Annotated in this window: 12 protein-coding genes; 9 read left to right on the top strand and 3 right to left on the bottom strand. The window is 38.5% G+C overall.

All coding sequences use genetic code 11. The features are described from left to right. Positions 1-4 precede the first annotated feature (4 nt). The 3 genes from LS64_RS13170 (at position 5) to rsmH (ending at position 3389) form a co-directional block, all read left to right on the top strand. Entirely contained in the window at positions 5-1096 is a 1092-nt protein-coding gene (locus LS64_RS13170) for a KpsF/GutQ family sugar-phosphate isomerase (protein WP_052062563.1), read from the top strand. Between the two features lie 303 nt (positions 1097-1399). Continuing rightward, positions 1400-2317, top strand: a complete 918-nt coding sequence (locus LS64_RS05230; protein ID WP_052062779.1) for a carbon-nitrogen hydrolase — start codon at positions 1400-1402, stop codon at positions 2315-2317. 13 nt (positions 2318-2330) lie between these two features. Beyond that, a complete protein-coding gene (gene rsmH / locus LS64_RS05235; RefSeq protein ID WP_034572667.1) occupies positions 2331-3389 on the top strand; it encodes a 16S rRNA (cytosine(1402)-N(4))-methyltransferase RsmH in 1059 nt (352 codons plus the stop codon). A 10-nt stretch (positions 3390-3399) separates the two neighbouring features. On the opposite strand, the gene LS64_RS05240 is transcribed toward rsmH, so the two are convergent. Both LS64_RS05240 and LS64_RS05245 read right to left on the bottom strand, forming a co-directional pair. Beyond that, a complete protein-coding gene (locus LS64_RS05240; RefSeq protein ID WP_034572670.1) occupies positions 3400-4935 on the bottom strand; it encodes a UDP-N-acetylmuramate--L-alanine ligase in 1536 nt (511 codons plus the stop codon). A 54-nt stretch (positions 4936-4989) separates the two neighbouring features. Continuing rightward, the gene (locus LS64_RS05245) at positions 4990-6324 is read right to left on the bottom strand and encodes a sodium-dependent transporter (protein WP_034572673.1); all 1335 of its coding nucleotides are present in this window, start codon (positions 6322-6324) and stop codon (positions 4990-4992) included. Between the two features lie 188 nt (positions 6325-6512). Between LS64_RS05245 and ndk the strand changes: the two genes are divergently transcribed. The 5 genes from ndk (at position 6513) to LS64_RS05270 (ending at position 9506) form a co-directional block, all read left to right on the top strand. Beyond that, the gene (ndk, locus tag LS64_RS05250; RefSeq protein ID WP_034572676.1) at positions 6513-6926 is read left to right on the top strand and encodes a nucleoside-diphosphate kinase; all 414 of its coding nucleotides are present in this window, start codon (positions 6513-6515) and stop codon (positions 6924-6926) included. Positions 6927-7072: 146 nt separating this feature from the next. Then, on the top strand, positions 7073-7558 hold the full coding sequence (locus LS64_RS05255) for a DUF177 domain-containing protein (RefSeq protein ID WP_202391515.1): 486 nt from the start codon (positions 7073-7075) through the stop codon (positions 7556-7558). A gap of 3 nt (positions 7559-7561) precedes the next feature. Further along, on the top strand, positions 7562-7711 hold the full coding sequence (gene rpmF / locus LS64_RS05260) for a 50S ribosomal protein L32 (protein ID WP_034572679.1): 150 nt from the start codon (positions 7562-7564) through the stop codon (positions 7709-7711). Between the two features lie 18 nt (positions 7712-7729). Then, positions 7730-8737, top strand: a complete 1008-nt coding sequence (gene plsX, locus LS64_RS05265) for a phosphate acyltransferase PlsX (protein ID WP_034572682.1) — start codon at positions 7730-7732, stop codon at positions 8735-8737. Between the two features lie 73 nt (positions 8738-8810). Beyond that, positions 8811-9506 carry an ABC transporter ATP-binding protein gene (locus LS64_RS05270; protein WP_034572685.1) on the top strand — a complete coding sequence of 232 codons (696 nt, stop codon included), beginning with the start codon at positions 8811-8813 and terminating at the stop codon, positions 9504-9506. A gap of 39 nt (positions 9507-9545) precedes the next feature. Here the strand turns inward: LS64_RS05270 and LS64_RS05275 are convergent, their stop codons facing one another. Further along, positions 9546-10565, bottom strand: coding sequence for an FIG domain-containing protein (locus tag LS64_RS05275; RefSeq protein ID WP_118949331.1), 1020 nt, complete (start codon positions 10563-10565; stop codon positions 9546-9548). Positions 10566-10859: 294 nt separating this feature from the next. Here LS64_RS05275 and LS64_RS05280 point away from each other — a divergent pair, with 294 nt between their 5' ends. Continuing rightward, positions 10860-12038 (top strand): type II secretion system F family protein, encoded by a 1179-nt coding sequence (locus LS64_RS05280; protein ID WP_034572520.1) that lies wholly within the window; start codon positions 10860-10862, stop codon positions 12036-12038. Positions 12039-12050 lie beyond the last annotated feature (12 nt).

The following is a 12050-nucleotide window of genomic DNA, read 5'->3' on the forward strand; positions in this document are numbered from 1 at the left end:
TTTAATGATGGATTTTAGACAAATTTTTATGGATACTTTAAAGCAAGAAGCGTTAGCTTTGAGCGAGTATGACGGCGATTTGGGCGATTTAGATTCTATAATTAAGCTAATTTTAAGCTTAAAAGGCAAGCTAGCGATTGTTGGTATCGGCAAGAGTGGGCTTATCGCGCAAAAAATTGCCGCCACGCTAAGCAGCACCGGCACTCCTAGTTTTTTTTTACACCCGAGTGAAGCGATGCACGGCGATTTGGGCGTGCTGCAGGATAGCGACTGCGTTTTGGCGATTAGTTATAGTGGGGAGAGTGCTGAAATCGTGGAGATTTTGCCGCATATCCGCCGCTTTGGGCTGAAAATCATTACGATGTCGCGTAGTCGCACTAGCAAAATGTCCGCTTTGGGCGACTTTTTTTTGCCTATTGAGATTAAAAAAGAGGCGTGTCCGCTTAACACCGCGCCGACTACTTCGACTACTTTGAGCCTTGCGATGGGCGATGCGTTGGCGGTTTGTCTTATGAATGCGCGGCACTTTACAAAGGGCGATTTTGCCGCGTTTCATCCTGGTGGCTCGCTTGGGCGTGAGCTGTTTGTGAAGGTCGCTGATTTAATGCAAAGGAGCGATTTACCGCTATTAAATGTAGGCGTGAGTTTGAAAGATGCTATTTTTGTGATGAGTAAGGGGCGGTTGGGGAATGCGTTTTTTATAGAAGATTCTATAGAAGATTCTGGGGCAAAAAATTCTAAAAATGCTAATGTTATAGAATCTAAAGTTACAAAATCTAGTAAAAAATCTAAAAAAGATTCTAAAGATTTAGATTCTAAAGCGATAAAAAATTTTGGCAAACTTTTAGGCGTTTTAAGCGATGGCGACTTGCGACGTGCGATGTGTGATAGCGACTTTAGCTTAGAATCTAGCGCGTTTAACTACGCCACAAAAAAGCCAAAAATGATTGAAGATTCTAATATGCTCGCCATTGACGCGCTAAAAATTATGAAAGATTCTAAGATTCAAATCCTGCCCATTGTGGATAAAAATAAAAACTTGCAAGGCGTGATACACTTGCATACGCTTATCCAAGCAGGTTTTAAAACGGATTAGATTCTATAGAAACTATGTATAAATCTATATTTCATAATACAATCATACATTTTAAACATTTGTGGGTAAAGATAGAAACTTAATTAATAGAAGCTATAATGATACTAAGGACTTAGTTTTAAAATGTAAAAGGTGGCAAATATGAAAAAAGATTCTAAAAAAATAAAAGTGGCGTTAATCCAGCAAAGTTATGTTTTTGATGAGCTAAAAAAGATTTTAAAAAATAAAACTATAGAATCTAAAAAGTTACAAAATTCGCAAGGTTTAAGCTTAGAATCTTGGCAATTTGAGCTAAGTGAAAAAATGAAAGAAAAAACTAAAAAGTGCATTAAAAAAGCGGCTAAAAATGCGGATTTAGTGCTGCTGCAAGAGCTTCACACAATGCAGTATTTTTGTCAAAGTGAGAATACGAAGTATTTTGAGTTTGCGCGTGACTTTGAATCTAACATTAAATTTTTCTCTAAAATCGCCCGTGAGTGCGGCGTGGTGATGGTTACTTCGCTATTTGAGGAACGTGCTGCTGGGCTTTATCACAACACGGCTGTGGTCTTTGAGCGTGATGGCAAAATCGCTGGAAAATACCGCAAAATGCACATTCCAGACGACCCGCAGTTTTATGAAAAGTTTTATTTTACGCCCGGTGACTTGGGCTTTCGCCCCATTGAGACGAGTGTTGGGCGGCTTGGTGTGCTTATTTGCTGGGACCAGTGGTTTCCTGAGGCGGCGCGCCTTATGAGTATGGCGGGGGCTGATTTGCTCATTTTCCCTACGGCGATTGGCTGGTTTGACGCGGATTCTACGCTTGAAAAAACGCGACAACTTGAGGCGTGGCAGACTATTCAGCGAAGCCACGCCGTGGCAAATGGCATCCCTGTGGCAAGTATCAATCGCGTGGGCTTTGAGCCGAATTTAGATTCTATAAATATCGCGGATTTTGTGGAATCTAGTTGTTTGGATTCTATAGAATCTAAGTCACAAGATTCTAAAGATTCTAAGGGTGCAAAAAATGCCGATATACAGGGCATTCGCTTTTTTGGAAATAGCTTTATTTGTGGCGCTCAAGGCGAGATTTTAGCACAAGCTAGTAGCGATAAAGATGAGATTATATACGCTGAAATCGATAAAAATCGCACAAAAGAAGTCCGCGACATCTGGCCCTTTTTACGCGACCGCCGCATAGACTTTTATGCGCCCTTAACCAAACGCCATTTAAGTGAGTGAAATAAGGAAATAAATGATAAAAGATTCTAACTCGCCACATATCCCTGTGCTTTTAAATGAAGTATTAGAAACTTTTAATAGAATCTTAAATTCTAAAAATCCTAACTTTTTGGGGGATAAAGTTATAGAATCTAATAATCAATTTCCACTTATAATTGACTGCACTCTAGGCTATGGTGGGCATTCACGCAAGCTTTTACAAAGCTATCCGCGACTTAAGATTATCGGTATTGACAGGGACTTAGATTCCATAAAATATAATGAAAATTTGTGCGATGAGTTTAATGATAGAATCTATATTGTTAAGGGGGCGTTTGGTGAGATGTTACCGCTTATTTTAAATGAATTTTTACGCCCAAAAAGTTCTAATATTTCTAATATTATAGAATCTAGCTTTTTAGAAAATGTGAAATTAGTTGGAATCTTGGCTGATATAGGCGTTAGTTCGCTTCAGTTTGATAATATAAATCGTGGCTTTAGTTTTAATTCAATTGCCCTTGATATGCGAATGGATGTTTCGCAAAATTTGAGTGCAAATGAGATTCTAAACACTTATAATCGTTTGGAGTTAGAGAAAATTTTTAGTGAATATGGTGAAATAAAAGAGTATAAAAAGTTAGTAAATTTGATACTTTTGGAGCGTGAGAATCTTAGAAAAAATTCTAAAAATCCTAATTTTTCAAGTGAAATATTACACGCAATCGCGCTAAAATTAAATCACAAAAAAAGTATCCACCCACTAACACTAATCTATCAAGCCCTGCGAATCGCCGTAAATGACGAGCTAGGCGAACTAAAAAGGCTACTAAAGGCTTGTGAAAATCTTGCAAATTGCCTACTTTGCGTCATTTCCTTTCATTCACTAGAAGATAGAATCATAAAAGAAACCTTTAAAATCTGGGCTAAAAACTGCGTGTGCGACGAGAATGTAATGAAGTGCGAATGCGGAAATAACCACGCAAAAGGGCAGATTCTATACAAAAAGCCATTAGTAGCAAGTGCAAGTGAAATAAAATCAAACCCACGCTCTAGAAGTGCTAAACTACGAGCTTTTTATTTTTTTAAGGATTAACATATATTCTTTATTTTTCGCCGCGGAGTTGGTAGGTAATATCGCCTGCGCCAAGTCCTAAAATAATGCCAAAATCTAGAATCTTAATTAGCTTATCATTAGAATCTAGCAGGTGCAAACTCGCCCCTTTCTTAGAATCCACGCGTTTCACACGCACCGCAAAAATAGGATTATACGCCTTAAAAAGCTTGGCAAAATCAAAGTCGATTTTCTCCTCACCAGCCGCCCACACAGGCAAAATAACAAGCTCATCACAGCCCACAAAACACGCGCAAAACGCATCCAAATTATCACGCAAACGCGAGTATTTATGCGGCTGAAAAATCGCAGTGATTTTTATAGAATCTTGCGACTTATTCAAATGTTTTTTGAAAGTAGATTCTGTAGAATCTAAACTTTCAAATTCCCTAACTTTTTCCTTAAAAAGTAAGTCTGCATAAATCTTAGCCGCACTCAAAGTCGCACGAATTTCTGTTGGATGATGTGCGTAATCATCGATAATGCAAGGGCTTTTAGAATCTAAATCACACAAAATATCAAATCGCTTCTTAATACCTTTAAAATTTAGAATATTTTTGCGAATAGATTCTATATTTTGAAACTCTAACGCACTCAAAATCGCAATTCCTGCATTTTGTGCGTTATGCTCACCTATCCCAAAAATCTTAAATTCACCAAAATCTCTAAAGCTAAACGCAGTATATGGCTTAGAATCTTGCAATGTATAGTGGATATTTTTTATATCATTTTTTGGATTAAAAGTATCAATTTTAGTAAGTCTAGATTCTATAACATTATTATTTTCGCTACTTTCAACAGAATCTAAAGCGACATTAGAATCTAAACTAACTTTAGAATCTAAATAAGGCATTTCTTTAATCAAACGTTTATAAAGCTCCAAAACCACCGGACAGCCCACATTCAAAACAGCCACCTTAGCAAGTTTTATAAACTCCAAATACGCGTTTTTAAGCGCATTAAAATCACCCCCATAGCTCTCCAGATGCTCGGCTTCAGCGTTAAGCACGATACTTTTGTAAGGATTTGAGTTTAGAAAGCTTTTGTCGCTCTCATCGGCTTCAAAAATTAGCAATTTATCCTTTGAAACGCGCACATTGCTATTAAACTCCTTGCTAATCGCGCCAATAATCGCGCCAGCTTTAGGCAAAATCGCGCTCAAAATCGCACTCGTGCTAGACTTGCCATGCGCAGCGCAAATGCTAAGCACCTGCCGCTCTTTTAGCAGCTCCAAAAGTGCGTCCTTACGCGAAAAGATTTTTTTATTTTGGCGTTTAGATTCCATAATTTCGATGTTAGAATCCTTAATAATCGCGGAGTGGATAATCAAATCCTTGCCATTTATCGCGCCGCTATCATGCGGGATATTTATCGTGATTCCTTCACTACGCAAACCCTTTGTAATGCTAGTTTCCGCAATGTCAGAGCCACTTACAATCGCACCTTGCGCCTTAAGAAATCGCGCCAAACCACTCACGCCAATGCCGCCAATACCGATAAAATGCACCTTTAAATTTTTAAAAAACATAAATTTTTGACCTTTAAACTAAAAAAATGTAATTTTTTATTTTTAAAATTAATCCTACTTCCCCTTTATAAGGGCGTAGATTTGATATGTAAAAATGCACAAAACCATTAGCGGGGCGAGATATTTAATAGCAAAAAGCCAGAATCTAAACATACCTTCGCTAAAATAATCACGCGTCCATTCACGCAAATGCTCCCGCTTTATCGCATATCCTACAAACACAGCAGATAAAATCCCGCCAAAAGTCATCAAAATATTCGCACTAATCCAGTCAGCCCACTCAAATAGGCTCTTACCGCCAAACTGCAGGGCATTCTCATTTAGCGAGACAATCAAAACACAGCCGACCACAAACACCACAAAGCCCACGCTATAAGTCAAAACACCGCGACTTTTCCCCGTTTTGTCAAGCAGCCACTTTATGCTAGGCTCTAAAAGCGAAATCGTGCTAGAAATCCCAGCAAACGCCAGCCCAACCATAAACAAAATGCAAACAATGCTCCCAAAAAAGCCCATCTGTGCGAACATCACAGGCAGTGTGATAAAGACTAGCCCTGTGCCTTCGGCGACATCGCCCTTGTATTCAAAGACGAATGTGAAAATGGTTAGCCCGGCAATTAGCGAGATTATTATGCCTGGGATTACGACCCAAAGGGCTGCGTGGAATAGATTTTGCTTAGATTCAGTAAAAGCGGCGTAAGTTATGACTATGCCGATACCCAAAGATAGCGAGAAAAAAACCTGCCCCATAGAATCTATTAGCGTTTGTGCGGTGACTTTGCTGAAATCAGGAGCAAACATAAATTTTACAGAATCTACAAAATGCTCCATGCTCATCGCGTAAAATAAAAGCCCTAAAAACACGATAAAAAGCATAGGCATTAAGATAAAATTAAGCTTTTCAATGCCGTCTTTCACGCCCTTTGCGACAAAATATGCGGTCAAAAATACGACTACAAAAAGGCTAATGATTTGGGCTAAAATATTTTCTTTTAACTGCGAAAAAAGTAGCTTAGAATCTTGCATATTTGTCGGTAAATCAGTGCTTATCACGCCCAAGTAATACACAACCCAGCCTAGCACAACGCAGTAAAATGTTAGAATCAAAGGTCCCCCAACGATGCAAAAGCCCACGTAGTGCCACTTTTTGTGCTTGCTTTCATCTAAGGCGGCAAAGGCGTCTTGCGCGTTTGTTTTGGTGCGATTGCCTATTAGCATTTCAGCAACTAGCATTGAAATGCCCACGCCAAAGGAGATTAGCAAAAATATAGCGATGAAAACGCTGCCGCCATTTAGCCCAGCCATCGTAGGAAATCGCCAGATATGCCCTAGCCCTATGGAGCTGCCAAGCGTCGCCATTATAAAGCCTAGTTTGGAGAAGTTTGTCATTTGTTGTCCAAAAGTTTTAATTTTGCGTGTAATTATATTTGATAAAATTGAAGATTCTATAAAATTTAGAATTTTTTGTTGATTTTTCTTGCTTTTTTGTGTAAAATAGCGGTTTTTTTAATGTTTGTTTATGGAATCTTAGTTTTGTTGCAAAAGTTAGGATTTTCATAACTTTTAAAGGGGAAAATATGGAGCAAACTCTATCGATTATTAAGCCTGATGCGGTAAAAAAGGGCGTTATAGGTAAGATTATATCGCGATTTGAGGATAATGGACTACGCATTGCCGCGGCAAAAAAGGTGCAGCTTAGTAAAAAGGAAGCACAAGAATTTTACGCCGTGCATAAGGAGCGTCCGTTTTTTAAGGACTTGGTTGAGTTTATGATTAGCGGTCCTGTGGTCGTTATGGTGCTTGAGGGCAGGGGCGCGGTAGCAAAAAATCGCGAACTTATGGGTGCGACAAATCCAAAGGAAGCAGCAAAAGGCACGATAAGAGCGGACTTTGCAGATAGCATTGATGCAAATGCGGTGCATGGCAGTGATTCTAAGGAGAATGCGGCAAATGAAATCGCATTCTTTTTTGCTAAGAGTAAGATTTATTAGAATCTAGATTCTATAATTTTTTGCTTTAAAAGTTATGGAATGTGTAGGTTTTAGATTCTATAAGATTCTATAAGATTTTGCGAGAATCTTTAAAATTTTGCTTTTATATAGAATCTAGATTCTATAGAATCTAAAAGGTTGGAATTTTGCGGATAGAATTTAAGAAAATTACGCGAACGCCAAAGATTGTGGATATTACAAAAAGTGGCTGTGAGTTGGAAAATTTGCAAGATTTTAGTATAAAAAAAGATTCTAAAAAGTTGCAAAATTTGCAAGATTCTAATAAAGATTCTAACAAAAATCATAATTTTATAGAATCTCAAAACATAGAATCAACGCCAGAAAGCATAACCCTAAAAGGCGAACTAACAAGGCTAGATTCTAAATTAGTCAAATTTAGCGGCACTTTAAGCGGGAGTTTGAATCTAATTTGCGTTAAAAGTGGCGAAGAATTTAGCAAAAATATAACGCAGGATTTGGTTTTGTATTTTGCAGATGGTATCTACAAAATGCAAAGCCAAAGCGAGATTGACCTTGATGTCATCGAGTTTTTTGATGGCTTTATCGATATTGATTTTGTGCTAAATAGCGAGATTGAATCGATACGACTTGACTATAATATTAAGGAGTAGAAAATGGCAGTTCCAAAGAGACGAGTAAGCAAGACTAGGGCGGCGAAAAGAAGGACGCATTATAAAATCGCGTTGGCAAAACCGATTAAAGATAAGGATGGCAGCTGGAAATTGCCGCATCACATTAACAAATTTACGCAAAATTACAGCTAGATTCTAAAGCGAAAAATTATGCAAAAAATAGCATTAGATGCGATGGGCGCGGATAATGGCGTAGCTCCTGTGATTGATGGTTTGCGTGCGGCGTTAAATCATAAGGAGTTTAAGACGTTTTTGGTAGGCGATGAGAGTGAAATAAAAAAGCACTTAGAATCTTTATCGATAAAAAGCCTAAAAAATGTCGAGATTGTCCCAACGAGCGATTATATAAAGATGAGCGAACATGCAAGCGCGGCTAATAAACGCAGTGAATCTTCGATATTTAAAGCCATTGCGTTAGTGAAAAATGGCGATGCGGATGCGTGTGTGAGTGCTGGGCATAGCGGGGCTACGATGAGCCTTGCGACTTTGCAAGTGGGTCGCATTAAGGGCGTCTCCCGTCCTGCGATATGCACCTGTATGCCGACTATCACGGCTAATCCTAGCATTATTTTGGACGCGGGGGCGAATACTGATTGCAAGCCGGAGTATTTGTATGAGTTTGCGATTATGGGCTATCACTACGCTAAGTCGGTGCTAAAATACGCCACGCCACGCGTTGGAATCCTAGCTAATGGCGAGGAAGATTCTAAGGGAAATGAGCTAACTAAGGCTGTGTTTAAAATGCTAAAGGATAGCGATATTTTGGGTGCGAGTTTTAAGGGGAATGTCGAGGGTAACGACATTTTCAATGGTAGCGTGGATGTGGTCGTGTGCGATGGCTTTATGGGTAATCTTGTGTTAAAAGCAAGTGAGGGCGTGGCGGCGGCTATAAATTCGATATTAAAAAGCGAGATAAAAAAGTCACTATTAAATATGATAGGCTACTCTTTAGCAAAACCCGCTTTCAAGGCGTTAAAGGCAAAGATTGATTATGCTGAATATGGCGGCGCACCACTTCTTGGCATTAAAAAGCCTGTGATTATTAGCCATGGTAAAAGTAATGCAAGGGCTATGGAGTGCGCTATTTACCAAGCACTAAATGCCCTAGATTCTAACATCTGCGACATAATCGCTAAGGCTTTTGAAAACAAGGCTTAAAAAGATTCTATAAAACATTTATTTTTATATTATAATTTCTACTCTTAAATTTATAGAATCTAAAGTTAAAACTATGGCGTTTATTGAGTTGCAAAAAATTACAAAGACTTATGGCAAGGGCAAGAGCGCGTTTCAGGCGTTGCATGGGGTTAATCTAAGCATTGAGCAAGGCGATTTTGTAGCGCTAATGGGACCATCTGGCTCTGGCAAAAGCACGATGGCAAATATCCTTGGCTGCCTTGATGTCGCTACCACGGGCAAGTATTATTTTAATGGCGTGGATGTGTTTGCGCTCTCTCGCAATCAAAGGGCGCTACTGCGGCGTCATTATATGGGCTTTATTTTTCAGGGTTTTAACCTGCTAAGCCGCACGAGCGCGCTTGAGAATGTCGAGCTGCCGCTTATTTATCGTGGTATGGCTAAAAAGGAGCGTGAGAAGCTAGCGTATGAGGCGCTTGAAATGGTCGGCTTAGAAAACTGGGCGCACCACAGCAGTGGCGAGCTTAGCGGCGGGCAGTGTCAGCGTGTGGCAATAGCGCGCGCGATTGTGATTCACCCGCTATTTTTGCTAGCTGATGAGCCAACGGGCAACCTTGATACCAAACGTAGCATTGAGGTTATGGAGATTATGACGAGGCTAAATAAGGAGCTAAAAATCACGATTTTAATGGTGACGCACGAGCCTGAAATGGCGCAATACGCACACCGCGAAATCTACTTTTTGGATGGGAATATCAATAAAGAGGTGATTTTGGAAAAAAACGCGTGATTTAGATTCTATAAAACTAAAAATCTTTATAAAACTCTCTTACGTCAAAACATTCCTAAGTTTTTCCACCACATCAAAGTCTTTTGTGATTAAAATGTATTTAGAATCTACAGCGCGAAGGTTTGGGATATATTTTTGATATTCGCTTAGATTGCCCGTTTTGATTTCATTTTGCGCTAAGAAAAATCCCGCCAAAACATCATATTTTCTTACTTTAGTAGGTAAAATGACAAACAAAGACTCAAAGCTAAAGCCGATACTAAGCGCCCCAGCCCCAAGGCTTCGAAACTTTAGATTCTGTTTTAACAGCTCTTTTGCAAAGTCTAAATGATAGCTTGCCTTTTCAAAAATCCCGCAATTTAGCTTGTGCGAAAAAGTCTTATTTTCATACCGCACAAAGCCACTCTTAAAAAGCGTAGGAAAAATAGTCGAATCCACATCGCCACTTTGTGCCATAATCTCCTTGCATAGCCCCTTAAAATCGCCACTTTCCTTGTCGTTATTTAGCAGCTCACGCAGTGCCATTTCATCGCCTTGCAGATGGCTTTCTAGCTCTTTTATAGAATCTAAATCAGGGATAGAATCTAGATTCCCAAAGCTAAAGGTAAGCGGCACTTGCGTGATTTTCAGCAAACGCTCATTGCTATAGACAATTTTTCGCGCAGCAAAATTCACAATAAAGCCCTCTTTAACGATATTATCACTATCGCAAAGTGCCAAAGACGCGCCAAAATAGGGGATATTCGACTTAAAATTATTGCTACCATCAAGGGGGTCAAGCACGATTTTGCCACGCGGCGCACTCCCACGAGCCGCGATAAAGCCGCTCTCCTCGCTATCAATGCTATAAAACGGCGTAAGATACTTGGCAAAAATCGCCTCCGCAATCAAGTCGCCACCGCAAGACTCATCGCCCCCAGCGCCCACGCCATAGTCCTCATACAAAAGCCAGTGCCGCGTATTTAGCACATTGATAATCTCGCAACTCGCCAGCAAACAACGCGTAAAAAACGTGCTATCAATCTTATCCATCATATCAGCAATGCCCTTTTGCCACATCTTTTGTCCTTTTTGTTTGTATTTTGATATTTTATCGTTTTTGTGTGAAATGTGAAATTTAGATTCTAAGATTTATTAGTGCTATAACATTTCACAAGTTTCTCATATTTCAATTCATAGGTAAAAAAACATTATAATTAAGATTCTTATATGTTTTTTTTAAATATTAATATCTAAGTATACCAAATCAGTATATTGTTATAGAATCTAATTTAGAAAATCAACAATCTCACAATCAAAAAGTTATAGAATTATGTGTATAATTACTTAATTTTTAATTAAGAAAGAAGCAAAATGAAAATTTTTAAATATTTATATCGCGATATAAAAGGCGAAAAAATAGGCTTTATAACTGCAAATAGCAAAGATAAAGCGATAGAAAAAATAAAAAATAAGCCCGTTATATTAATAAATATCCAAGAATTTGGCATCTCAAATCTCATAAACCCAAACGCAAAATTAGACGAGTTAGAAAACATTTTTTGGCAGCTAGGCTTTGGCATAAACTCTTCACTTGGACTAATCGCGCTTTTAGAATCTATCCGCGAAGGCTTGCATTTTAGGGAACATATCGCCCTTTTAGATTCTATAATTGAGACGCTAAATGGCGGGGAAAGCATATCAGTCGCGCTCAAAAAACACACAAAAGTATGCGGAAATTTGGTCGTGGTGCTATTTGAAATCGGCGAAAAAAGCGGCAAAATGAGCGAAATGTGTGAGCTATGCGCACGCGAAATCCGCGCGAAAAACGAATTTGTCCAAAGCATGATTAAAGCGATGATTTATCCATGCTTATTGCTCGTGTCCTGCGTGGTTGCTTTTTTTATTTTGTCGATTTTTGTCGTGCCAGAATTTGCAAATATTTATGGTGAGCTAAATTCTAGCCTGCCTACTAGCACGCGATATATTTTGGCAATTAGTGGATTTTTAAGCGAATATTTTGTGCAAATAGTTATGTTTTTTATAATTTTTGTGAGTTTTGTTGCGGCACTTTTTTCCAAAAAAGTTATGAAAGATAGAATTTTATTAAACATTCCTATTATTAATAGAATCTTGCTTGATTATGAATTGTATCGGTATTTTTTGGGGCTTTATTATTTTTTATCTAGCAAGGTTGATTTTTTACAAAGTATCGAAATTTGTAACTCTTTGGTAAATAATGTTATGATAAAAGAAAGTTTCAAACCTGTGATAGATTATCTAAATGGCGGTCATGCGTTAAGTTATGCGTTTTCTCATATTGATATTGAAATTGCGAATATTTCGCTATTGAAAAGCGGCGAGGAAAGTGGCGCATTTGATAAATCTCTGCAGCTAAATTATGAATTTTATAAGAAAAGATATAAAAAAGCTCTAGAAAGCCTAAGTATCATCATCGAACCATTAATCACGATTTTAATGGGACTTTTTATCACATTTCTAGCCTTTAGCGTGGTAAGCCCGATGTGGCAACTCTTAGAAATCGCTGTGTGAATGATAAACACT

This window comes from Helicobacter saguini (assembly GCF_000762875.2).
GTDB lineage: Bacteria > Campylobacterota > Campylobacteria > Campylobacterales > Helicobacteraceae > Helicobacter_A > Helicobacter_A saguini.

Coding starts and splice junctions, on each gene's coding strand:
- LS64_RS13170 (WP_052062563.1), top strand. CDS start 5: ATGATGGATTTTAGACAAATTTTTATGGATACTTTAAAGCAAGAAGCG.
- LS64_RS05230 (WP_052062779.1), top strand. CDS start 1,400: ATGAAAGAAAAAACTAAAAAGTGCATTAAAAAAGCGGCTAAAAATGCG.
- rsmH (WP_034572667.1), top strand. CDS start 2,331: ATGATAAAAGATTCTAACTCGCCACATATCCCTGTGCTTTTAAATGAA.
- LS64_RS05240 (WP_034572670.1), bottom strand. CDS start 4,935: ATGTTTTTTAAAAATTTAAAGGTGCATTTTATCGGTATTGGCGGCATT.
- LS64_RS05245 (WP_034572673.1), bottom strand. CDS start 6,324: ATGACAAACTTCTCCAAACTAGGCTTTATAATGGCGACGCTTGGCAGC.
- ndk (WP_034572676.1), top strand. CDS start 6,513: ATGGAGCAAACTCTATCGATTATTAAGCCTGATGCGGTAAAAAAGGGC.
- rpmF (WP_034572679.1), top strand. CDS start 7,562: ATGGCAGTTCCAAAGAGACGAGTAAGCAAGACTAGGGCGGCGAAAAGA.
- plsX (WP_034572682.1), top strand. CDS start 7,730: ATGCAAAAAATAGCATTAGATGCGATGGGCGCGGATAATGGCGTAGCT.
- LS64_RS05270 (WP_034572685.1), top strand. CDS start 8,811: ATGGCGTTTATTGAGTTGCAAAAAATTACAAAGACTTATGGCAAGGGC.
- LS64_RS05275 (WP_118949331.1), bottom strand. CDS start 10,565: ATGTGGCAAAAGGGCATTGCTGATATGATGGATAAGATTGATAGCACG.
- LS64_RS05280 (WP_034572520.1), top strand. CDS start 10,860: ATGAAAATTTTTAAATATTTATATCGCGATATAAAAGGCGAAAAAATA.